The organism is Aeromonas sp. R7-2 (genome assembly GCF_040908105.1).
Lineage (GTDB): Bacteria > Pseudomonadota > Gammaproteobacteria > Enterobacterales > Aeromonadaceae > Aeromonas > Aeromonas caviae.
Window position 1 is genome coordinate 1 of sequence record NZ_JBFODC010000032.1, and the last position, 22,035, is coordinate 22,035.

A 22,035-nucleotide genomic window follows, 5' to 3' on the forward strand; every position below is an offset into this window, starting at 1 on the left:
TGTGAGTGCCCACACAGATTGCTTGATTCAAATTGTTAAAGAGCGACGCAGCTTTTGGCTGCTGCGGGAGTGGCATTCTACTCAACCGCCTTCTCGAGTCAAGCCTTATTTTCAAAGGCTTTTCGAGGCTACCGACCGGCTTGTTTGCGTTGCCGCTTGCCCTGTCGATGGAGGCGCATTATAGGGAGCGAATTCGTTCTGGCAACCCCTCCCATGCAATAAAATTGCAAAAATCGGCACTTTTTTAGTTATTCATATCCAAGCACAGCTTTTATACAAACTTATCCACAGAAACCGGTGTCGTCTTGCTAGAATGGCCGAAAACAAGGAGGCCAAGATGGACTTGCGACTAAGACCTTACAAGGGAAAATGCCCGCAACTGGGCAATCGGGTATATGTGGATCCCTGCGCCACCCTGGTGGGGGATATCCAGCTGGGCGACGATGCGAGCATCTGGCCCATGGTGGCCGCCAGAGGGGACGTCAACCATATCCACATCGGTGCGCGCAGCAACATTCAGGACGGTACAGTGCTGCACCTGACCCGCAAGAGTGCCAGCAACCCTGGCGGCTATCCGCTGCTTATCGGCGAAGATGTCACGGTCGGACACAAGGCGATGCTGCATGGCTGCACCATAGGCGACCGGGTACTGGTCGGCATGGGTGCTATCCTGCTGGATGGGGTGATCGTTGAAGACGATGTGATGATCGGGGCGGGCAGCCTGGTGCCACCAGGCAAGCGGCTCGAGGCCGGCTTTCTTTATATGGGCAATCCCGTCAAGCAGGCCCGCCCTCTCAAGCCGGCCGAGATCGCCTTCCTGAAGACCTCGGCCGACAATTATGTGCTGCTCAAGGATGAATACCTGCAAGAGGCCTGACCCTGCAGCCACAAACAGGAAGCCCGGCATGATGCCGGGCTTCTCTGCTTACTATAGCTAGCCAATCACTGTGGTCAGGATCAGTGGGCCTGATCCCAGTTGTCACCAGTACCCGCTTCCACGACCAGCGGCACATCCAGTTCGGCCGCACCCGACATCTTCTCTTTGATGAGGGCGATGTACTCTTCCAGCTTCTCTTCGCGGATCTCGAACACTAGTTCATCGTGTACCTGCATCAACATGCGGATCGACTCGTCTTCAATGCCCCGGATCCAGCCATCCACGTTGATCATGGCGCGCTTGATGATGTCGGCAGCGGTGCCCTGCATAGGTGCGTTGATGGCGGCCCGTTCGGCCGCCTTGCGCAGACCGGCGTTGCGGGACTTGATATCCGGCAGATAGAGGCGACGGCCAAACAGGGTTTCGACATAGCCCTGGGCGTCCGCCTGCTGGCGGGTACGCTCCATGTACTCCAGCACCCCCGGGTAGCGCTCGAAGTAGAGATCCATGTACTTCTGCGCCTCGGCACGGCCGATACCCAGCTGCTTGGCCAGACCGAAGGCGCTCATGCCATAGATGAGACCGAAGTTGATCGCCTTGGCGCTGCGACGCATGTCGCTGGTCACCGCATCGAGCGCGACGCCGAACACCTCGGCGGCGGTCGCCTTGTGGATGTCCTTGCCCTCGGCGAAGGCGGTCAGCAACCCCTTGTCACCGGAGAGGTGGGCCATGATGCGCAGCTCGATCTGGGAGTAATCCGCCGCCACCAGCTTGTAACCGGCGCACGGAATGAAGGCCTGCCGAATGCGGCGCCCCTGTTCGTTGCGCACCGGAATGTTCTGCAGGTTGGGGTCGGTGGACGACAGTCGACCGGTCGCCGCCACCGCCTGATGATAGGAGGTGTGCACCCGCCCGGTCTGCGGCTTGATCATCAGAGGCAGCTTGTCGGTGTAGGTGGACTTGAGCTTGGCCAGCCCACGGTGTTCCATCAGCAGTTGCGGCAGCTCATAGGTCTCCGCCAGCTCGGCCAGCACCTCTTCCGCAGTGGATGGCGCTCCCTTGGGGGTCTTTTTGATGATCGGCAGCCCCAGCTTGGTGAAGAGGATTTCCCCAAGCTGCTTGGGCGAGGAGAGATTGAACTCCTGCCCGGCCAGCTCATGGGCCTGCTTCTCCAGCTCTGCCAGACGCACTTCGATCTCCTGGCTCTGCTGGTGCAGCAACTTGGGCTCGATGGTGGTACCGAGTCGCTCCATCCGTGCCAGAACCGGCAGCAGCGGCAATTCGATCTCGCTGAATACCTTGGCAAGGCCCGGCTCGGCAGAGAGCTTGCCCCACAGCGTCTGATGCAGACGCAGGGTGATGTCGGCATCTTCCGCCGCGTAAGGGGCCGCCTGCTCCAGCTCGATCTGGTTGAAGGTGAGCTGCTTGACCCCCTTGCCAGCAATGTCCTCGAACGAGATGGTCTCGACGTTCAGATACCTGCGGGCCAGGGAATCCATGTCGTGGCGGCTGGCGGTAGAGTTGAGCACATAGGACTCGAGCATGGTGTCGTAGGCGATACCCTGCAGCTCGATACCGTGGTTGAGCAGCACGTTGCGATCGTACTTGAGGTTCTGCCCCACCTTGAGACGGGCCGGATCTTCCAGCAGCGGCTTGAGCTTGCCCAGCACCAGCGCTTCGCTCAGCTGGACAGGCGCTCCCAGATAATCATGGCCGAAGGGCACGTAGGCCGCCTTGCCCGGCTCGATGGCAAAGGAGACGCCAACGACGCGCGCTTCCATATAGTCGAGACTGGTGGTCTCGGTGTCGAAGGCAAACAGCGGCGCCGCCTGCAACCGTGCCAGCCACTCGTCGAATTCGGCCTCATCCAGGATGCAGCGATAGTCGGTTTCGATGGCGGCTGCCGGGGCGGCGCCTTCCTCATCACTTTCGGCTTCGCTCTCCTCAGCGCCACCGGACTCCAGCTCTTTGATCAGGTTGCGCAGCTCATACTCGCGATAGACCGCCAGCAGAGCCTCTTTGTCGATGGGGCCAAGCTGCAACTCTTCCAGGCTCTGTTCCAGCGCCACGTCGGTCTTGATGGTGGCCAGCACATAGGAAAGGCGCACCTGCTCTTCCTGCTCGCGGAACTTGTCGGCGAACGCCTTGGAGCCACGGAAGCCGAGCGCCGCCACCTTGTCGAGGTTGGCGGCGATCTCGTCGATGCTGCCTATCCCCTGCAACAGAGCCAGTGCGGTCTTCTCGCCGACACCTGTCATGCCGGGAATGTTGTCCACCTTGTCCCCCATCAGCGCCAGGTAATCGATGATGAGCTCGGGCGGTACGCCGAACTTCTCGATCACCCCTTCCCGATCGGTCTTCACATCCTTCATGGTGTCGATCAGGGTGACATGGTCGGAGACCAGCTGCGCCATGTCCTTGTCACCGGTGCTGATGAGCACAGGCAACTGTTTCTCGGTCGCCTGACGGGCCAGGGTGCCGATCACGTCGTCAGCCTCCACCCCTTCGACCATCAGGAAGGGGAAACCCATTGCCTTGATCATCTGGTGGATAGGGGCGACCTGGCTGCGCAGATCGTCCGGCATGCTGGCGCGTGTTGCCTTGTATTCGGGATAGATGTCGTCGCGGAAGGTCTTGCCCTTGGCGTCGAACACCACGGCCACGTGGCAGTCGGGGTACTGCTTGCGAAGGCTGCGCATCATGTTGGCCATGACACGGACGGCGCCGCTAGGCAAGCCGGTCGAGGTGCGCAGATCGGCCTGCTGCGAGGCAAAGAAGGCGCGGTAAAGATATGAAGATCCGTCGACCAGAATAAGAGGATTGCTAGAGGCCATGAAAATCGTCCTGCCAAGAATAAACAGCCGCTAGGATGCCACAGGGCCCGCACCACACCAAGGGGACTCCCACCATCACCCCGGCGCACCGGTGGGGCATATTGCTGTGGATAACTCTGTGCTCAAAAATGGCACCATTGCATCACGGCCGTGACAAATCTGTGGATTAAAACAAAAAATATCTTTTAAAACACTATGTTGAGATCATGAAAACTCAACATGACACACGCATCATGATCTCGATCAATGTGGAAAAAAATTCAAGAGGGGTGCTGAGGCAGGATCCAAAACGAAACAATCCTAGCACAGGGAGATGACTTGACCAGCGGAGGTCGAACGATAACCATACAAAAGTACAACAATCTACCCTGGCTCACATTTTCAACAACGAGGAGTCTGTCATGAAAAAAGTGGCCGTGATCTTGAGTGGTTGTGGCGTGTTTGACGGCGCTGAAATCCACGAGGCCGTCATCAGCCTGCTGGCGCTGGCCCGTCAGGGAGCATCCGTTCAATGCTTCGCCCCCAATGTCCCTCAGCTTCATGTCATCAATCACCTGACCGGCGAGGTCAGCGAGGGAGAGAGCCGCAACGTGCTGGTCGAGGCGGCCCGCATCTGTCGCGGCCAGATCAGGGATGCGGCTGAACTGGATGCAGCCGACTTCGACGCCCTGCTGGTGCCGGGCGGCTTCGGCGCCGCCAAGAACCTGTGTGACTTCGCCATCAAGGGCGCAGAGTGCCGCATCCAGCCGGATGTGCTGAAGGCTTGCCAGAGCTTTGCCAGAGCCGGCAAACCGGCCGCCTACATCTGCATCGCACCGGCCATGATCCCGCTCATCTATGGGGCAGGCACCCTGGCCACCATTGGCAACGACGAGGGCGCCGCCAACGCCATCGAAGCCATGGGTGGCAGTCATCTCGACTGCCCGGTGAGCGAATTCGTGGTGGATCAGGAGCGCAAGGTCATCTCCACTCCTGCCTACATGCTGGCCAACAATATTGTGGAGGCGGCGGACGGCATCGAGAAGACCGTCAAACAGCTACTGGCACTCTGATTGCCCGGCAGACCAAAACAAGCGGGCCGCTCAAGGAGCGGCCCGCTTTCATTCCGGTCAGTCTAGACGGGATCAGATGGCATCGCCCATCTGGTCCATCTTGCCCAGCAGGGCACGCAGACGCTCTTGCCAGGCAACGTGCTCGTTGCGCAGTTGGTGGTTTTCGTCTTGCAGCTTGCTGTTCTGCTCTTTCAGCTCGTCCAGCTCCATCTTCAGCAAGGAGATGTTGTCGACGGCGGATTGTACTTTGGATTCGAGTTGCTCAAGGACTTCTAGTGACATATGCATACCTGTATGTTCAATTGCGATGCCCCACAGAGGGCGATTCAAGCGCGTGGAGCCAGCATACCCTGATGCGCTCGGCACAAACAAGCCAGCACGTTGCAAAATGCGCCCTGCGGCCCGGTATTGCTTAAATATGCGTCGGTTTTTCTCGCAGGCAGCAGGAACCTCGATCCCGGGCGTCCGCCGTGGCACAACCCGCCCTCCTGCCGATGCCGCCATCAGCCATGCAAGGCGATGAAGCCCCCCATCATCAGACAGGCCACGGCGTACATCAACAGGCCGTAGAGCAGGTTCCAGCGCAGCAGCAGCCCGGCGCTCAGGTTGTAGCGGGACGCCAGTGCCAGATTGGAGCCGGAGAGCGGGCTCGTCCCGGTCGCCAGCCCCCACCCCATGAGGAAGCACATGCCAAGCAGGCTGGGATCCGGTGCCAGCGGCCAGAGCAGCGGCGCCACCCCCGAGATGCTGATGAGAGGATGCACGCCCACTATGGCCACCAGGAAGATCAGCAGCAGGGTCAGACAGGCTTCCAGCCAGCCGAAGTGGTTGAACAGCGGCAGGCCGTGGCCACTGCCAAAGTCCAGTACTGACAGCGCGCTGTTGATGCCAGCCGCCAGCAGGCCGGCCCCCAGAAACAGCACAAGCTGGCCACCGATGGCCGGGAAGCGCTCAACCACCTGGCGCTTGAGAGCAGCCCCTCGCCCCGCTTGCGGCATGAACAGCAAGGCCAGCAAGGGCGCCACCAGGGCGATCACCGCCAGAATGCTGAGTCCGGGCCAGAAACGGTGGATCACCAGCACCAGCAGTGCCAGGGTCACCGGTAGCCCCAAGGTCTGGAGCCGCAGCGGATAACCTTCAAAGGTCTCCACGCCGAGCCGCTCTACCTGCCAGGCCGTCAGCCCCATGGCCAGCAAGGCCGCCAGTATGCCAAAAGGCAGTATGCTGCCCAATTGCAGACCCGGTGCATAGGTGAGGGCCACTGCCATGGCGACGAAGAAGGGGGACCAAAATGCAGCCGCACAGAAGATCCGGCTCAGCACCATGACCTGACGCCGCTCCAGCGTCCCGTTGCGCTCCAGCCGATCGCCGATGATGAAGAGCACCGAAAGATTGATGACGGCCCCCAGTAGATTGAGGCTGGCCATGGTGCTCCACAGCCCCTTGCGACCGGACCAGGAGGCGGTGCCGGTCAAGAGGCCGGAGGTAGCCAGATTGAGGGTGCTCACTGCGGCAAACATGGTCAGCATGTTGATGTTCGGCAAGAGCCAGTCACCTGGGCTGAGGCTGGCCCCCCGCCACCAGGAAAAGAGCAGCAGCAGGAGCGCCGCGCCGTAGAGGGCCAGCGCCTGGCGCCGTGCGGCACCCACCAGCCAGGGCCAGGTGAGCAGGGAGGCGGCCCAGGCCGCGATGGCGGCGGGCCAGGGGGAGAAGTCCAGATAAAGGTGCAGCAGGTTGAGCAGCCACATCCCCAGGATCAGAAAGCCTGACCAGCGCTTGACCATACAACGGCCTCGGTCAGGGGATCAGAGGCACTGATCCATGTCCAGGGAAGGTTTGTCGCACTCGGGGCGGCCCACAATCCTGGCGGGCACGCCAGCGACCGTGGTGTGAGGCGGCACCGGGTTGATCACCACGCTGCCGGCACCGATCTTGGCGCCGACGCCCACCTCGATGTTGCCGAGCACCTTGGCCCCCGCCCCTATCATCACCCCTTCCCGGATTTTGGGGTGACGATCGCCACTCTCCTTGCCGGTCCCCCCCAGAGTCACACTCTGAAGGATGGAGACGTCGTTCTCGATGACGGCGGTTTCGCCGACCACGATACCGGTGGCATGGTCAAACATGATGCCCTTGCCGATGCGGGCGGCCGGGTGTACATCCACGCCGAACACCACGGAGATCTGGTTTTGCAGATAGAGCGCCAGGGCACGGCGTCCCTGACGCCACAGCCAGTTGGCCACCCGATACCCCTGAAGAGCATGGAATCCCTTGAGGTAGAGCAGCGGGGTGGAGAAGAGGTCGACCGCCGGGTCGCGATCCTGCACCGCGCAGATGTCGGCGGCCACTGCGGCCAGCAGCTCGGGCTCGCTGCGCAGGGCCAGCTCGATCACTTCCCGCAAGGCGATGGCAGGCATGGTGGTGCTGTCGAGCTTGTTGGCGAGCTGGAAGCTCAGCGCCGAGCGCAAATCCCGGTGATTGAGAATGGTGGAATGAAAGAAGCTGGCCAGCATGGGCTCCTGGGCCGCCATGCTCTGCGCTTCCTGCTGAATTTTTTGCCAGGTTCTGGCAACCAGATCATCCATGTTGCAGCCTACTGTTGTTCAGGGTGAGTGCTTTGTCGTTCTTTTGTCAGCACCGAGATGGGGTCCATGTGAATGATCACATCCATCCGCTCGAAGGCCTGGCGGACGGCCAGTTCAGCCTCGTCGGCTATCTGATGGGCCCTGACCAGAGGCAGTTGATCATCGAGTTCCAGATGCAACTGCACGAAACGGGTCGGCCCGGATTGGCGGGTACGCAGGTCATGTACGCCATGCACCCCCTCTACGGCGCAGCAGAGGGCCATTATTCTCGCTTGTTCCTCCTCTGGCAACTGACGATCGAGCAGGGCCTGCACCGATTCGTAGCCGATATGGACAGCCCCCCACACCAGGAATAGACCGATCAGAATGGCAAACAGGCCGTCGGCCCAGTACCACCCCTGCCCCGCCAGCACCAGTGCCACCAGCACGCCGCCATTGAGCAGCAGGTCGGAACGGTAGTGCAGCATGTCGGCCTTGATGGCCACACTGTTGGTCTTGCGGATGACAAAGCCCTGGAAGCTCACCAGCAGCAGGGTCAGCACGATGGAGCCGACGCTGACCCAGATCCCGGCCTCCAGGCGCACCACGGGCACCTGATTCAGCATCGACGAGATGCCGTGCATCACCAGCAGCAAGGCGGACCCCGAGATGAAGGCCGACTGCACCAGACCCGCCAGGGACTCCGCCTTGCCGTGGCCGAAGCGATGCTCTTCGTCGGCAGGGGCCAGCGCATAACGGATGGCCAGCAGATTGATGAGAGAGGCGCTGATGTCCATGAAGGAATCGGTCAGGGATGCCAGCAGGCTGGATGAATCCGTCATCAGCCAGGCGATCAGTTTGCCCAGGATGAGCAGGGTGGCGGTGGTCACAGCGGCCATGCTGGCCAGGGTGACCCAGCGGGAATAGTGTTGGTGGCTCAAAACCGGCTTTCCTCCGACGCGTAAAAACTTATTATACCCTGACCCGGACGTCAGTTTGGCGTGCAAAATCAACAGAGTGACTCCCAGATGAACAAAATACTCCTGGTCGACGACGATCTCGAACTGACCCAGCTGCTCACCGAAATCCTGACCCTGGAGGGGTTTGAGGTCACCGTCGCCGAGGATGGGGAAGAGGGATTGCTGCGACTGGCAGAACAGGCTTTCGACCTGGTGCTGCTGGACGTCATGATGCCCAGACTCAACGGTTTCGCGATGCTGACCCGGCTGCGCAAGACCCACGACACCCCGGTGTTGATGCTGACCGCCCGTGGCGACAGCCAGGATCGGGTCAACGGGCTGGAGGCCGGTGCCGACGACTATCTCGCCAAGCCGTTCGACGACAGGGAGCTGCTGGCCCGGGTGCGCGCCATCCTGCGTCGAACCCAGAGCCAGGCTCCCCAGCGCGGAGCCCCGGACGAGCTGAGATTCATGGATCTGGTGCTGCAGCCCGGCCTGCAACAGGCTCGCTGCGACGATCAGTTGCTGGAACTCACCGCCACCGAGTTCGGCCTGCTGGAGTGCCTGCTGCGCAATCCGGGCCAGATCGTCAGCAAGGGCCTGCTCTCCGAGCAGGTGCTGGGCAAGAAGCTCGAACCCTTCGATCGGGCCATCGACATGCACCTGAGCAACCTGCGCAAGAAGCTGCCGGAGCGGGCCGACGGCCAGCCCCGCTTCAAGACGGTGCGGGGACGAGGCTACCTGTGGCTGGAGCAGGCATGAAATCGGCCCGCACCTTCAACGGCCTGTCCACCCAGATCTTCCTCTGGTTCTGGTTCATCCTGCTGCTGGTCGTGGCCGCGGTGGTGATCCTCCCCACCCTGGACCCCCGCAATATCATCCCGCTGCCGGCCCACGAGGTCACCCGTCTCAACAACAACCTGGCGGCGCTGCAACGGGGCGCGGATCCCGAGCAGGATTTCGATCTGGCCAAGGCCATCGATGCCGCGGGCCTCTTGCCGGTGGACAACATCTATCTACGCGATGCCAAGGGGCAGATGCAGTCCAGCACCCGGCTGAGCAAGTTCGTGATCCGTTTCATGCTCGACTCGGACAACCCGGCCAAGCCCATGCTGGGCAGCGAACACCAGCGCGCCATCGCCGGCCCCTTCCAGATGGTCCATCACGGCCAGACCTATCACGTCTATTTCGGTCTGAACGTCGAAAACTCCTACCTGTTCCTCTTCATCCAGATCCTGGATCACCCCATCCAGATCCTGGGCATCGCCATGCTGGTCAGCACCCCGCTCTGTCTGTTGCTCGCCTGGCGCCTGACCCGCCCCATACTGCAGTTGCAGCAGTCGGTCTCCCAACTCGCCCAGGGCAACCTGGAAATACAGATCCCCAACCTGGGGCGGCGCGACGAGATAGGCCAGCTGGCCGAACATGTCAGTCGCATGGTCGATACCCTCAAGGACATGATCCAGAAGCAGAAGCAGCTGCTCTCCGACATCTCCCACGAGCTGCGCAGCCCCCTGACCCGCATCCAGCTCGCACAGGCGCTGATCCGCCGCAAGCAGGGGGACAGCGCCGAGCTGGCGCGCATCGAAGGGGAGATAGCCCGGCTCGACAAGCTGATAGGGGATCTGCTGGATCTGTCGCGGGTGCAGCAACATGTGGAGGCGCCGGTGACGCTGCCCCTGGCGGAGCTGCTGGAGCCCATCCTGGATGACGCCATGTTCGAGGCAAACCAGAACGGCAAACAGCTCAGGCTCCCTTCCCTGCCCGCCGAATCCCTCACCATGTGGCCGGAACTGCTGGCGCGCGCCCTGGAAAATCCCCTGCGCAACGCCCTCAAGTATGCCCGCGAGTTCATCAAGGTGGACTGGTACCGGGAGGGACGGGAATGGGTGATGACCATACGGGATGACGGCCCTGGCGTGCCGGTGGAGCAGCAGCCCCGGTTGTTCCTGCCCTTCTTTCGGGTGGACGATGCCCGCAACACCAAGACCGGGGGCACTGGTCTCGGCCTTGCCATCGCCGCCGAGGCGATCCAGCGTCATGGGGGGACCATCCGGGCCAGCAGCAATCAGCCGACCGGACTGGTCATCACCATCCGTCTGCCCATGCCCTGACCTCCCCCTTTTCATCGGCACGGGTGCTGGGTATGCTGGCGCCCGTTTCGCACCAGTCCAGGATCCTTCCATGCTCGATATCGTGCTCTACCAACCGGAAATCCCCCCCAACACCGGCAACATCATTCGCCTCTGCGCCAATACCGGCTACCGGTTGCACCTGATAGAGCCCCTGGGGTTCGAGTGGGATGACAAACGGGTCAAGCGGGCCGGGCTCGACTATCACGAGTTTGCCGACGTCAAGCGCTGGCCTGACTATGAGGCGTTTCTGGCGGCCGTCGCCCCCCAACGGGTCTTTGCCTGCACCACCAAGGGACGCACCGCCCACTCGGCGGCCCGGTTTGCCCCCGGTGACGCCCTGCTGTTCGGGCCCGAGAGCCGAGGCCTGCCCATGGAGATCATCGAGAGCCTGCCATTCGAGCAGCGGCTGCGCATTCCCATGCTGCCCCAGAGCCGCAGCATGAATCTGGCCAACGCCGTCGCGGTGTTCGTCTACGAGAGCTGGCGACAGTTCGACTATTCAGGCTCGCTCTGACCGCTGACGATATTGGCAAGGCGGCCAGGATTCAGACTGACTGCGCCGTCCCCTGCCCCGCCAGCAGCCGTCCACCCCGCTCCAGTCGCCAGCAGAGCCAGCCCAGCGTCAAGCCACGACCTGCCATCAGGGCACTCATGGCGGCCCACAGGGCCGCCACACCCCATCCCTGGCAGAGCCACCAGATGGGAAAGAAGCCGGCAAACACCGCCACCAGCATGCTGTTGCGCATCTCCCGGGCCCGGGTGGCGCCGATAAAGACCCCGTCCAGCAGGAAGCACCAGACCGCCAGCAGCGGCATGGCCACCAGCCAGGGGAGCTGACGTTGCGCCTCGGCGATCACCGCCGGTATGTCGGTAATGTGGCGGATGAGCCAGTGGCCCCCCAGGGCAAACGAGAGGGTGAATGCCAGGGCGATCAGCAGCGCCCAGCCCAGATTGAGGACGATGGCCTCTCGCAGCAGCGGCCGATCGCGCCGCCCGATGGCGCGCCCTACCATGGCTTCCACCGCATAGGCAAATCCATCCAGCCCGTAGGAAATCAGCATCAGGAAATTGAGCAGCACCGCATTGGCGGCCACCGCCACATCCCCCAGCCTGGCCCCCTGGAGAGTCATGAACACGAAGCAGAGTTGCAGGCACAGGGAGCGGATGAAAATATCCCGGTTCAGGGCGAGCAGCCGCAGCAGGGCCGGCCACTGGCGCCAGCGCTGCCAGGCGTTGTGCCACACCCCGGGATCAAGTCGGCGCAGATGCCGGCTCACCAGCCAGAACCCCACCCCGAGCGTGCTGTAATCCGCCAGCAGGGATGCTGCGGCCACCCCTTTCACCTGCCAGCCCAATCCCAGCACGAACCAGGCGTCCAGCACCATGTTGACGAGATTGCCCAGGATCAGCAGCAGCATGGGACTGCGTGCATCCTGCATGCCCAGCAACCACCCCATGATGACCAGATTGCACAAGGCCGCCGGGGCGCTCCAGATCCGCACCGATACATACTGACCGGCATAGGTCTGTACCTCGGAAGAGCCGCCACCGAGGGCGATGATGGCAGGCAGGAACGGCAGCAACAGGAGCAACAGCGCCATGCCCAGTCCGATCGCCAAGCCCAGGGCCCGCGCCAGGGTGTCGAGCTGCCCTTCGGCATGGGCTGCACCCTGAGCCTGGGCAGTCAGCCCTGTGGTGGACATGCGCAGGAAGCCAAGCAGCCAGAACAGCAGATTGATGAAGGTCGCACCGACCGACACGCCGCCGAGAAACCAGGCCTGGCCAAGATGACCGATCACCCAGGTGTCCACCAACCCCAGCAAGGGTGTGGTGACGTTGGAGAACACCATGGGCAGGGCCAGGGCGAAGACGGCTCTGTGGCGGCGAGGATCCTTCAGCCAGGCGGGAATCAGCATGGTGCGCGCCGGGATCACTCGCCAGCCAGCCGCACGATGCGCGCGAAGTCGGCCACCATGGCCTGCATGTCCACGTGGGGCACCTCACCCGGTGCCACTTTGGGTCGGAAGGTGGCCACCAGCTTCCCCTCGGGGTTGATCAGCACGATGGAGGCGGAGTGGTCGATCAGGTAGTCCTTGCGATCCCCTTCCACGATGGAATAGACCAGCCCCAGATTGCGGACCAGAGGAAAGAGGGCACTGTGAGGTGCGGTCGCCGCCTTGAACTCGGGCTCGAAGAAGGCGGTATAGCTCTTCAGGCGGGCGCTGTCATCCCGCTGGGGATCCGCCGAGATGAATACCACCTGGCTAGTGGGGGCTATCTTCTTCAACGCCGGATAGACGCTGCGCAGATCCGCCAGCGTGGTCGGACAGACATCCGGGCAGTAGGTGTAGCCGATGAACAGAAAGCTCCAGTGTCCCGTCAGGTTGGCAGGGGTAAAGGGCTGTGCATCCGCATCCGTGAGGGTAAACGGGTTGATGTCTCGCCCCGCCGGGTAGTAATCGGCCTGTTCCGGCACCGCGGGCTGACTCCAGTAATAAGTCGCAGCAATGGCGCCGATGAACAGCAACAGCAGCAGGTAAAAACGTGGTTTAACCATATAAAACAAAGCCTTGCTTATGTTAGAAGCCCAGGGGGCAAAACCGGTAGGGGTCATTGTAACCCGCCCACCCCCGCCGCTGGCTAGTCTTGCATCCCGGCGGGAAAGCGTCTGTGCCATGGATCAGCCGCATCGGCGCCAAAACAAGAGCCCCGCTCTGGCGGGGCTCTTGTCTGTACAGGAAGAGGGATCAGGGCCGCAGCCTGTGCTGCGGCTGGGCACGTCTCAGGGGGACGCGCAGCGGGATGACGGGGGCAGTCCAGGGCTCATCCGGCAATCCGATGTCGTGATGACGGCGAAACAGACGAACCAGGCGGACAATCTTGTCTTTGGGGCACCCAAGCCAGATGGTCCAACCATCTCCCTTGTGATAGACCCAGAGCGCATAGAACCATGTCATCCGACTGCCCTTGATGAATCGGGTGATGGAAGATGCGGGCGCTGCGGCCGGCACCGGATCCCACGGCGAGCTTGAAGCCATACCTGTCCTCCTTGCTCAACAGGTCACGCTGACGGGTCTCTTTGTCCCCAACGACGAACCAACCACGGCAGCGTACTGACTGTACGAGTCCCCAGTCTGAGGCGACTCTCCCTTCTGCGCACCGACTCGGCGATCATGCATCCCTGCCATGGCGTACTGCCCGGTGCGACTCCCCCTTCCCTGATCACCGACCATGACAGGGGCCTTATCAAAGGATATATCCGAAATGCATGTCGTGCGGCGAGACTGTGCGCACAGGAAGGAGAAGCGAAAAGGTGGGGAGGAAGATGCCATCGGCAGATGAAAATGAAGAGGCCTCCCGCAGGAGGCCTCTTCATCGCATCGGATGCTTACATCCAGTCGGCGTTGCGGATCACGCCGACCGCCAGGCCCTCTATGGTAAGGTGCTGACTGGCGAGATCCACCTCGATGGGGGAGAGCTCTTCGTTTTCCGGCAGCAGCCACACCTGGCTGCCCTTGCGCTGGAAGCGCTTGACGGTGACGTCTTCGTCCAGACGTGCCACCACGACCTGGCCGTTGCGTACCTCCTGGGTCTTGTGTACCGCCAGCAGGTCCCCGTCCATGATGCCGATGTTCTTCATGCTCATGCCCTGCACCCGCAGCAGGAAGTCTGCCCGCGGGTGGAACAGGGCGGGATCCACCTGGTAGTGGCTCTCGATGTGTTCCTGGGCCAGGATGGGTTCCCCGGCCGCCACCTTGCCAATCAGTGGCAGGCCGTTTTCTTCAGGCTGCACGTCCTCTTCTTCGAGCAGCAGACGAATGCCGCGGGACGTACCCGGCATGATCTCGATGACCCCTTTTTTGGCCAGGGCCTTCAGATGTTCTTCGGCCGCGTTGGCCGACTTGAAGCCAAGCTTCTGGGCAATCTCGGCGCGAGTCGGCGGCATGCCGGTCTCGTTCATGTTCGCCTTGATGAGCTCGAGTACTTCAGCCTGGCGAGGGGTAAGGGGTTTCATAGCATGGGCACCTGTCTTTTTATACAGCACACTGGCAGTATATACAGTGCTGGGGCCAAGGCAAGGCGCAACTGGCATTTGTCGCGACCCGACGCACATTTGTCCCTCCCCCTGCTCTGAAGTGCCGACTCATCGTACCTCTCGGCGACAAGCAGCCGGTGATTTGCTATGCTCACGCCGCATTTTTTTGGAGAGCAGACGCACATGTCCCTTGGACAGAAGATATCCAGAGCCATCCTGCAATGGCCGGTCAGCGGCTTGGTCAATCACAAGAGCCTACCGGAAAACCCCATCACCGAGCTCAAGCTGGATCCGGCCAGACCCATCGTCTATGCCCTGAAGACCAGCTCGATCACCGACCTGATGACCCTGCAACAGTGCTGCGAGGATCTCGGCCTGCCCGGCCCCTTCACGCCGCTGGAGCTGAACGGTCAACTGCTGCCACGCTACGTCTGTCTGGATCGTCCGCCTCCCCTGTTCGGCACGCGCAACAAGCCGCTCCCCTTCCTGCAGGAGTTCCACCAGCTGCTGGACCTGCACAAGCAGGATCCGGCGCTGGATATCCAGGTGGTCCCCGTCACCCTGTTCTGGGGCCGCGCCCCGGGCCGGGAAGGCGAGGAGGCCTCCGGCTGGAACATCATCAGCAGCCTGGCGCCAAACCGCCTGAAGAAGGCGCTGATCGTGATCCTGAAAGGGCGCGAGAACCTGGTGCGCTTCTCCCCGCCCCTCTCCCTGCGCTACATGGCGGACAAGCACGGCACCGACGAGGCCATCGCCCACAAGCTGGCGCGGGTGGCCCGCACCCACTTCAGCCGCCAACAGCTGGCCGCCACCGGACCCAAGTTGCCGAACCGCAACCTGCTGTTCAAGCAACTGCTGGATTCGAGCGTGATCCAGCAGGCCATCGAGGAGGAGGCCAGACGGGAAGGGATCAGCCTGGAGAAGGCGCAAAAGCGTGCCCACGGCTACATGGACGAGATCGCCTCCAATTTCTCCTATCGGTTGATCCGCCTCGGGGAGAGTTTCCTCGGCTGGCTGTGGAACAAGCTCTATCGCGGCCTCTCGGTCAACGGAGCAGAGCAGGTGCGCCAGCTCGCCCAGGAAGGGCACGAGATCGTCTACGTCCCCTGCCATCGCAGCCACATGGATTACCTGCTGCTCTCCTACGTCATCTACCACCAGGGCATGGTGCCGCCCCACATCGCGGCGGGCATCAACCTCAACTTCTGGCCGGCGGGCCCCATCTTCCGCCACGGCGGCGCCTTCTTCATCCGCCGCACCTTCAAGGGCAATCCGCTCTACAGCACGGTATTCCGGGAGTACCTCAACCTGCTGTTTGCCAAGGGCTACTCGGTGGAGTTCTTCACCGAGGGCGGGCGTTCGCGTACCGGTCGCCTGCTGCCCCCCAAGACCGGCATGCTGGCCATGACCCTGCAGGCCATGATGCGCGGGCTGGACAGGCCGGTGACCCTGGTCCCCGTCTACCTCGGCTACGAGCACGTGATGGAGGTGAACACCTACCACAACGAACTCAAGGGGAGCCGCAAGGAGAAGGAGAGCTTCCTGCAGGTGCTCGGCATCCTGCGCAAGCTGCGCAACTATGGCCGTGGCTTCGTCAATTTCGGCGAGCCGCTGACCCTCAACAGCTACCTCGGCGAACATGTACCCACCTGGAAGGAGAGCATCGGCCGGGAGGAACGTCCCGAGTGGATGGCCTCCACCGTCAACCAGTTGGCCGAGCTGCTGATGACCCGCATCAACGATGCCGCCGCCGTCAACGGCCTGACCCTGAGTGCCCTGGCCCTGCTGGCCGCCGAGCGCCACGCCCTGACCCGGGACGAACTCCAGGCCCAGCTCAACACCTATCTGGACCTGCTCAAGCAGGTGCCCTACAGCCCGCACAGCACCATGCCGGACGAGGACGCCAGGACCCTGCTGGAGCAGGCGATGGAGCTCAACAAGTTCGAGGTGAGCGAGGACAAGCTGGGCCAGATCATCAGCCTGGACCGCTATCAGGCGATCCTGCTCACCTACTACCGCAACAACATACTGCACCTGTTCGCCATGCCCTCCCTGGTGGCGGCCCTGATCGAGCGGTGCGAGGGGATCTCCCGCAGCGAGATCGTCGCCCGCTGTGTCGACATCTACCCCCTGCTCAAGACCGAACTCTTCCTGCGCTATGAAGAGGACGAGCTGCCGGAGCTGATCGATGCCCTGCTGGCCGAGCTGTTACGCCAGCAACTGGTCGAGGCACGCGACGGCGGCTACTGGGTCAACCCCGGCAACCAGATGCGCCTGCTGCTCTTGGCCGAAAGCATCCAGGAGACCCTGCAACGCTACGCCATCGTGCTGACCCGCATGCTGGCCCAACCCCACATCGAGGCGGAGCAACTGGAAGCGGACGGCCTGATGATGGCGGAGCGCCTCGGCACCCTGCACGGCATCAACGCCCCCGAGTTCTTCGACCAGAAGCTGTTCAGCACCCTGATCCACACCCTGCGCAGCGAAGGCTATCTGGATCCGGGCTGCAAACCGGATCTCGGCCGCTTCCAGGCATTGGCCGACAACATAGTGCCGCTGCTCAGCAACAAGATCCGCCGCACCATCCAGGCGGGCAACCGGCTCTGAGGCGTCGACACCCAACAAAAAGGCCGCATCATGCGGCCTTTTTTCATCCAGGAAGGGGGGCGGGTTAGAGGTAGTGAACCATCACCCCGAGCAGCACCAGCGCCCCCACGTAGTTGTTGTTGAGGAAGGCCTGGAAGCAGGCTTCCCGCTGCCGCTCCCGGATCAGTCGCTGCTGGTAGACGAACAGCGCCGCCGCCCCCAGCAGTCCCCAGTAATAACCGGATCCCAGCCCCATCAGCTGCCCGATCCCCAGCAGGATCAGCAGGGTCGCCAGTTGCAGCGCGCCGATGATCCGCTTGTCGTGACGGCCGAACAGGATGGCGCTCGATTTCAGGCCGAGCTTGAGGTCGTCATCCCTGTCCACCATGGCGTACTCGGTGTCATAGGCGATGGTCCACAGCAGGTTGGCAAGAAACAACAGCCAGGCTTCCGGTGGCAGGGCATTGGCCTGGGCCGCATAGGCCATGGGAATGGACCAGGAGAAGGCCATGCCGAGCACCAGCTGGGGGATGGGGATGAAGCGCTTCATGAAGGGGTAGCAGACCGCCAGCAGCAGGCCGGCAAAGGACAGGCTGATGGTGAGCGGGTTCAACGTCAGCACCAGGGCGAACGAGAGAAGCGCCAGCACGGCGAACAGCACCAGCACTTCCCGCTCGGCGACCCGCCCCATGGGCAGCGGTCGTCCAGCGGTGCGTTTCACATGACCGTCGAAGTTGCGATCCGCATAGTCATTGATGACACAGCCGGCGGAGCGCATCAGGAAGACGCCCACCACGAACACGGTCAGGATCCAGGGGTCAGGCAGGCCACCAGCCGCCAGACAGAGCGCCCACAGGGTCGGCCACAGCAGCAGCAGGGTACCGATGGGCTTGTCGATGCGGGCCAACTGCGCATAGGCCAGTCCCCGCTCCTTGGTTAACAGCTTCACTCCAGCTCCTTATCCGATGGCAACGAATGAGACGATAGCGAGGGCAGGAAAAGTTCATGGACCAGCAGTGGCCATTGCCCCAGAAACAGGCGGGAACGACGCCCCCAGACGGTGGCGGCCGGACACCAGGGATTGCTCGCTATCTCGAAACAGGCCAGTTGCAGGTGATCCCGCCGCGCCGGTGCATCACCGAAAATGCGCTCTCCCAGCGGCTGCTCTCCCAGATCCTGCAAACCGCCCCCCTGCAAGGCCGCTTCGGCAAACAGGGTCCAACCCAGGATGGCAGGCCCGCCATCACCGTGCAGGATCACCTCACGGCACATGCCCGCGGGGGCCGACACCGCCACCAGCGCCTGCTCGTCCACCGTCAGCGACACGGCGCGATTGCCGAGCAGTTGCACCGAGAGATGATGATTGTAACGACGCAGGCGCCGGGTCATGGAATCGGCCTCCAGCAACCAGGGACGCAGCGCCTCGGGCGGTTCGCACTCTGCAGGCGCCCGCCACGGGACGAGCTGGACGAGGGGAACAGTCAACTCGGACTTCACAGCTTCACCATCCGGAGATTTCCGTTGTCAGGTTAAAAACCGGTTTATTATCCGTAAATCAATGGCGAATTGTAAGAACATCCGTGCTTGACGGCCCCGATGGCAGCATCAAAAATGGGGCATCCGTCGCTGCCGAGCCATCCAGATGAAGATCTTCAGAATTCTGCTGCTGTCCCTGGGGTGTACCCTCTTGAATACACAGTCCTTCGCCAATGAGGAAGAGGCCACCGATCCCGCCTCCTCCGCCGTCCAGCCGGGATTCGCCTATCACGCTCTGGATCCGGACATCATCACCAACTACCTTGGCGACGGCAAAACCCTCGGCTATGTACGGGTGACGGTAGAGCTGATGGCCACGGACGCTGCCGACCTCAAGTTGCTGGAGCAGCACGACCCCCTGATCCGCGACGCCATCATCCGGCTGATTGGCAGCAAGACGGGCGCACAGATCAAGTCCCTGGTGAACCGGGAAGAGCTGCGCAAGGAGTGTGAGGCCAAGGTCAACGAACTGCTGGTCAAGGAGACGGGCAAGAAGGCGGTCCGCGAGCTCATCTTCACCAAATACCTGTACCAGTAACCACACCGGGAGGGGTCCTGCCCCTCTCACCCGTTGCATTCACTGTCGAGGACGTCATGGGTCACAAGACGCTGTGTGAGTGGCGCCGTCACGAGATCCCCGCCGATCTCAAGACGCTGCGCAAGATTGTGCGCAAACCCAAATTCGTGTGTGGCAAGTGTGCCCGCAGCGCCAATGACAAGGATTACCTGTGCCAGCCGCTGCGGCTGAAGCATAAAGAAGGGTAGGTCCCTCTTCTCACGAAGAGGTTCACGCAATATTTCAGAAGAGAGAGGAAGGCTGATTTATTGATCAGTCCAGCCATGGCGACCCTGTTCAAACAGGCGACGGGCCTGCACGTCGTTGGGACAGACGCCGCGATACTCCTCTCCCGACCGTCCTGCCAGATAGAGATGCTCGGGTCGGCAATACCAGGCCAGCCCCTTCTGGCGACCCAGCTCCCAAAGGGCAACGTCCACTTTTTCCCCGCACTGGGTCTGGTGAAAAGCCACCCGATCGCCAGCAAAACCGAGCTTGCCGTCCGCCTCTCCCACGTCGCTCCACACCTTCTCGCAAGGGTCGTCGGAGTTGGAAACACAGCCCCCGAGCAGGGCGGCACAAAACATGATGACGAGTGAGCGCATATTCATCCTTGGCGTCGTTGGAATCGTTGTTGAGCCGCTGCCTGCCTCGTACAGCGTCATTTGAGCAGTTCATTCTAACCAGCCCGCCCCGTTCTCACCAAGGGCTGCCCCCCTCGCCACACAAAAAATCGGGCGGGCACCAGGCCCGCCCTCAGGCGTTACAGGGAGTCACTGATCGTCGAGAGGGTCATAGTCCTGCCAGCTCTCGTCATCCAGCTCCTCCAGCTCGTCTTCCCAGGATTCCGGCTCCCAGTCATCATCGAGATCGAAATCAGGCGTCTGCGTACCCATGCTCATTCTCCTTGGATAGTGCACCGGCCTACAAAGTCTATCCAGAATAATGGTGCTCGCCAGTGGTTCCGCTCAGAGCTTGACCAGGGTGCAGCCAGCCACCTGGAGTCATGGCTCCGGTGGCATCCACGCTCTGCTCCAACCCGGTGACAGACCGGGCGAACACGTCGGCTGGCAGTGCCCGCGCAGGGCGACGGTGCACCGACCTGGCCTTCGGTCACAACGCCTTGAACATGCTTGCCTCGCCCTGTCGTGGCATCGCTCGTCAGGTGCTCTGGCGCTTTTGCAATTGAAAATCCAGGGCGAGGCTCATGCCGGCCACCTCCTCGCCCGCCAGTTGGCGCAGGATCAGCTCCGCCGCCTCCCTGCCCATCTGGTGATAGGGGATCCTGACCGAAGTCAGCGCAGGATGACAGGCGCGCGCCACATCCAGATCGTCGAAACCGGCGATGGCGAGCTTGCCCGGCACGCTCAGATGGCGGCGCTGGCATTCGAACAGCACCCCGGCCGCCAGCTCGTCGTTGACGCAGATCAGCGCATCCAGTTCGGGCCAGCGCAGCAGAAACTCCCCCAGCATGGCCGCCCCCGTGCTAAAACTCGGCAGCTCAGAGGTATTGATGATGGCGTCCGGGGAGAGGTAGTTGTCCAGCAGCGCCTTCTGCCAGCCCTGCATGCGCTGCTGCAGCATCCACTGCTCCTGGCGGGCACAGAGAAAGCCGATGTTGCGATGACCGCGCTCGATGAGGTGGCGGGTCAGCTGATAACCGGCATCGAAGTTGGAGACCCCGACGTTCATGTCGATGGGATGGCGCGCCATGGCTCCCACCTCCACCACCGGCAAGCGAGCCGCCTGCAGGCGCTGCCGGATGACCTCCCCGGGATCCCCCCCAAACAACACCACGGCGGCCGGATTGTGCTGCAGGAAATTGCTGAGCAGGCTGGCCTCCTGCTGCCTCAGGTGCTGGGCATCCCCCAGCATGATCTGATAGCCCTCGGCGAGCAGGGTCTGCTGCAGCCCGGCAATCATGTCACCGCAGGCGCGCTCCGCCAGGCTGGGGACGATGACCACTATGGTCTGGGAAGTGGCGGACGCCAGCGCCCCCGCCGCCCGATTGGGGATATAGCCGAGTTCATCCACCGCCGCCTCGATGCGCTCGCGCATCTTGTCGGATACCAGCTCGGGGGTGCGCAGGGCGCGCGACACCGTCATGGCTCCCACGCCAGCCAACTGGGCCACGTCGTTGAGGGTCACCCGACCCGTGCTGCGGCGTTTTTTCGCTTCTGACATCCTTTCCCTTCCTCGGCATGCGGGCATTCACTTTAAGGCAAAAGCGGGGCACTGACTATTTTATCAAACCGGATTTTACCTTCTTTGAGGCCGATAAGGGGCAGGATGAATCCCTCCTGTGAGAGAAATGATAGCGCTATCACAGATCAATGTTAGCGCTATCTGGTAGCGCTAACTTTCGGGATCAAGCTCACAGTTATCAAGGGGCAAGATCGCTAGATTGGCGCCATCCTATCCAGCCCGGACATTGCCATGCTGACCCAATTGCTGACCGAGGAGGTCATTTCCATCGAAGCGGGCGCCCGCGACTGGCGCCACGCCATCGAGCTGGCCACCGCCCCCCTGCTTGCCAACGGCACCATAGAGCCCTCCTATGTGGCGGCGCTCTATCGCTCCCACGAGGAGCTCGGCCCCTACTACGTGCTGGGCCCGGGCCTGGCCATGCCCCACGCCCGCCCGGAAGACGGCGTCAACCGGTTGGGACTGGCGCTGACCGTACTGAAAGAGGGGGTCAACTTCGGCTCCGAGGGCAACGACCCGGTCCGGCTGCTGGTCACCCTGGCCGCCAGCGACAGCAACTCCCACGTGGAGACCATCGCCCAGCTGGCCGAACTGTTCATGAATGAAGAAGACGTGGCGGCCATCATGACGGCCACCAGCAAAGACGACATCCTGCGCATCCTGGCGCGTTATTGAGTGGCGCCCTGCGCCCGACA

23 protein-coding genes are annotated in these 22,035 nt (G+C 62.1%); 9 read left to right on the top strand and 14 right to left on the bottom strand.

The window, feature by feature from the left end; genetic code table 11:
• Positions 1–337 precede the first annotated feature (337 nt).
• The gene (locus tag AB5Y47_RS12920; RefSeq protein ID WP_049636982.1) at positions 338–877 is read left to right on the top strand and encodes a gamma carbonic anhydrase family protein; all 540 of its coding nucleotides are present in this window, start codon (positions 338–340) and stop codon (positions 875–877) included.
• 80 nt (positions 878–957) lie between these two features.
• On the opposite strand, the gene polA is transcribed toward AB5Y47_RS12920, so the two are convergent.
• Entirely contained in the window at positions 958–3,711 is a 2,754-nt protein-coding gene (gene polA, locus AB5Y47_RS12925) for a DNA polymerase I (RefSeq protein WP_368220288.1), read from the bottom strand.
• Positions 3,712–4,112: 401 nt separating this feature from the next.
• Here polA and elbB point away from each other — a divergent pair, with 401 nt between their 5' ends.
• Complete coding sequence (gene elbB, locus AB5Y47_RS12930; protein ID WP_124244667.1) at positions 4,113–4,763, top strand: isoprenoid biosynthesis glyoxalase ElbB; 651 nt, start codon at positions 4,113–4,115, stop codon at positions 4,761–4,763.
• 72 nt (positions 4,764–4,835) lie between these two features.
• Here the strand turns inward: elbB and AB5Y47_RS12935 are convergent, their stop codons facing one another.
• The 4 genes from AB5Y47_RS12935 to AB5Y47_RS12950 form a co-directional block, all read right to left on the bottom strand.
• Entirely contained in the window at positions 4,836–5,045 is a 210-nt protein-coding gene (locus AB5Y47_RS12935) for a cell division protein ZapB (RefSeq protein ID WP_010672454.1), read from the bottom strand.
• 221 nt (positions 5,046–5,266) lie between these two features.
• Positions 5,267–6,547, bottom strand: coding sequence for a hypothetical protein (locus AB5Y47_RS12940; protein WP_010672453.1), 1,281 nt, complete (start codon positions 6,545–6,547; stop codon positions 5,267–5,269).
• Positions 6,548–6,568: 21 nt separating this feature from the next.
• Positions 6,569–7,348 carry a serine O-acetyltransferase gene (gene cysE, locus AB5Y47_RS12945; RefSeq protein ID WP_010672452.1) on the bottom strand — a complete coding sequence of 260 codons (780 nt, stop codon included), beginning with the start codon at positions 7,346–7,348 and terminating at the stop codon, positions 6,569–6,571.
• Between the two features lie 8 nt (positions 7,349–7,356).
• Entirely contained in the window at positions 7,357–8,268 is a 912-nt protein-coding gene (locus tag AB5Y47_RS12950) for a cation diffusion facilitator family transporter (protein ID WP_043155671.1), read from the bottom strand.
• An 87-nt stretch (positions 8,269–8,355) separates the two neighbouring features.
• Here AB5Y47_RS12950 and AB5Y47_RS12955 point away from each other — a divergent pair, with 87 nt between their 5' ends.
• The 3 genes from AB5Y47_RS12955 (at position 8,356) to trmL (ending at position 10,935) form a co-directional block, all read left to right on the top strand.
• Positions 8,356–9,048, top strand: a complete 693-nt coding sequence (locus AB5Y47_RS12955; protein ID WP_043155668.1) for a response regulator — start codon at positions 8,356–8,358, stop codon at positions 9,046–9,048.
• The gene (locus AB5Y47_RS12960; protein WP_043155667.1) at positions 9,045–10,400 is read left to right on the top strand and encodes an ATP-binding protein; all 1,356 of its coding nucleotides are present in this window, start codon (positions 9,045–9,047) and stop codon (positions 10,398–10,400) included. Before AB5Y47_RS12955 ends, AB5Y47_RS12960 begins: the two co-directional genes overlap by 4 nt.
• A 70-nt stretch (positions 10,401–10,470) precedes the next feature.
• A complete protein-coding gene (trmL, locus tag AB5Y47_RS12965; protein WP_039041146.1) occupies positions 10,471–10,935 on the top strand; it encodes a tRNA (uridine(34)/cytosine(34)/5-carboxymethylaminomethyluridine(34)-2'-O)-methyltransferase TrmL in 465 nt (154 codons plus the stop codon).
• Positions 10,936–10,966: 31 nt separating this feature from the next.
• Here trmL and dinF read toward each other — a convergent pair whose 3' ends face one another.
• From dinF to lexA, 4 genes are all read right to left on the bottom strand, one after another.
• Positions 10,967–12,337 (bottom strand): MATE family efflux transporter DinF, encoded by a 1,371-nt coding sequence (dinF, locus tag AB5Y47_RS12970; RefSeq protein WP_049636981.1) that lies wholly within the window; start codon positions 12,335–12,337, stop codon positions 10,967–10,969.
• Between the two features lie 14 nt (positions 12,338–12,351).
• Positions 12,352–12,978, bottom strand: a complete 627-nt coding sequence (locus AB5Y47_RS12975; protein WP_043155663.1) for an SCO family protein — start codon at positions 12,976–12,978, stop codon at positions 12,352–12,354.
• A gap of 190 nt (positions 12,979–13,168) precedes the next feature.
• The gene (locus AB5Y47_RS12980; protein ID WP_080560358.1) at positions 13,169–13,378 is read right to left on the bottom strand and encodes a hypothetical protein; all 210 of its coding nucleotides are present in this window, start codon (positions 13,376–13,378) and stop codon (positions 13,169–13,171) included.
• A gap of 431 nt (positions 13,379–13,809) precedes the next feature.
• Positions 13,810–14,436, bottom strand: coding sequence for a transcriptional repressor LexA (gene lexA / locus AB5Y47_RS12985; protein WP_010672444.1), 627 nt, complete (start codon positions 14,434–14,436; stop codon positions 13,810–13,812).
• 204 nt (positions 14,437–14,640) lie between these two features.
• Here lexA and plsB point away from each other — a divergent pair, with 204 nt between their 5' ends.
• Complete coding sequence (plsB, locus tag AB5Y47_RS12990) at positions 14,641–17,064, top strand: glycerol-3-phosphate 1-O-acyltransferase PlsB (protein ID WP_010672443.1); 2,424 nt, start codon at positions 14,641–14,643, stop codon at positions 17,062–17,064.
• Between the two features lie 64 nt (positions 17,065–17,128).
• On the opposite strand, the gene ubiA is transcribed toward plsB, so the two are convergent.
• Positions 17,129–17,992: a 4-hydroxybenzoate octaprenyltransferase gene (ubiA, locus tag AB5Y47_RS12995; RefSeq protein WP_042864636.1), complete on the bottom strand. Its 864-nt coding sequence runs from the start codon at positions 17,990–17,992 to the stop codon at positions 17,129–17,131.
• On the bottom strand, positions 17,989–18,540 hold the full coding sequence (locus AB5Y47_RS13000) for a chorismate lyase (protein WP_201985752.1): 552 nt from the start codon (positions 18,538–18,540) through the stop codon (positions 17,989–17,991). The genes ubiA and AB5Y47_RS13000 overlap by 4 nt, the downstream gene beginning before the upstream one ends.
• A 145-nt stretch (positions 18,541–18,685) precedes the next feature.
• Here AB5Y47_RS13000 and AB5Y47_RS13005 point away from each other — a divergent pair, with 145 nt between their 5' ends.
• Positions 18,686–19,117: a flagellar basal body-associated FliL family protein gene (locus tag AB5Y47_RS13005; protein ID WP_368220289.1), complete on the top strand. Its 432-nt coding sequence runs from the start codon at positions 18,686–18,688 to the stop codon at positions 19,115–19,117.
• Between the two features lie 56 nt (positions 19,118–19,173).
• Positions 19,174–19,344: a hypothetical protein gene (locus tag AB5Y47_RS13010; protein ID WP_010672439.1), complete on the top strand. Its 171-nt coding sequence runs from the start codon at positions 19,174–19,176 to the stop codon at positions 19,342–19,344.
• A gap of 57 nt (positions 19,345–19,401) precedes the next feature.
• On the opposite strand, the gene AB5Y47_RS13015 is transcribed toward AB5Y47_RS13010, so the two are convergent.
• From AB5Y47_RS13015 to AB5Y47_RS13025, 3 genes are all read right to left on the bottom strand, one after another.
• Positions 19,402–19,740: a DUF2799 domain-containing protein gene (locus AB5Y47_RS13015; RefSeq protein ID WP_010672438.1), complete on the bottom strand. Its 339-nt coding sequence runs from the start codon at positions 19,738–19,740 to the stop codon at positions 19,402–19,404.
• Positions 19,741–19,908: 168 nt separating this feature from the next.
• Positions 19,909–20,031 (bottom strand): hypothetical protein, encoded by a 123-nt coding sequence (locus tag AB5Y47_RS13020; RefSeq protein WP_010672437.1) that lies wholly within the window; start codon positions 20,029–20,031, stop codon positions 19,909–19,911.
• 265 nt (positions 20,032–20,296) lie between these two features.
• Positions 20,297–21,319: a LacI family DNA-binding transcriptional regulator gene (locus tag AB5Y47_RS13025; protein WP_069651471.1), complete on the bottom strand. Its 1,023-nt coding sequence runs from the start codon at positions 21,317–21,319 to the stop codon at positions 20,297–20,299.
• A 252-nt stretch (positions 21,320–21,571) separates the two neighbouring features.
• On the opposite strand from AB5Y47_RS13025, the gene AB5Y47_RS13030 reads away from it, so the two are divergent.
• Positions 21,572–22,015, top strand: a complete 444-nt coding sequence (locus tag AB5Y47_RS13030; protein WP_104455056.1) for a PTS sugar transporter subunit IIA — start codon at positions 21,572–21,574, stop codon at positions 22,013–22,015.
• Positions 22,016–22,035: the final 20 nt, after the last annotated feature.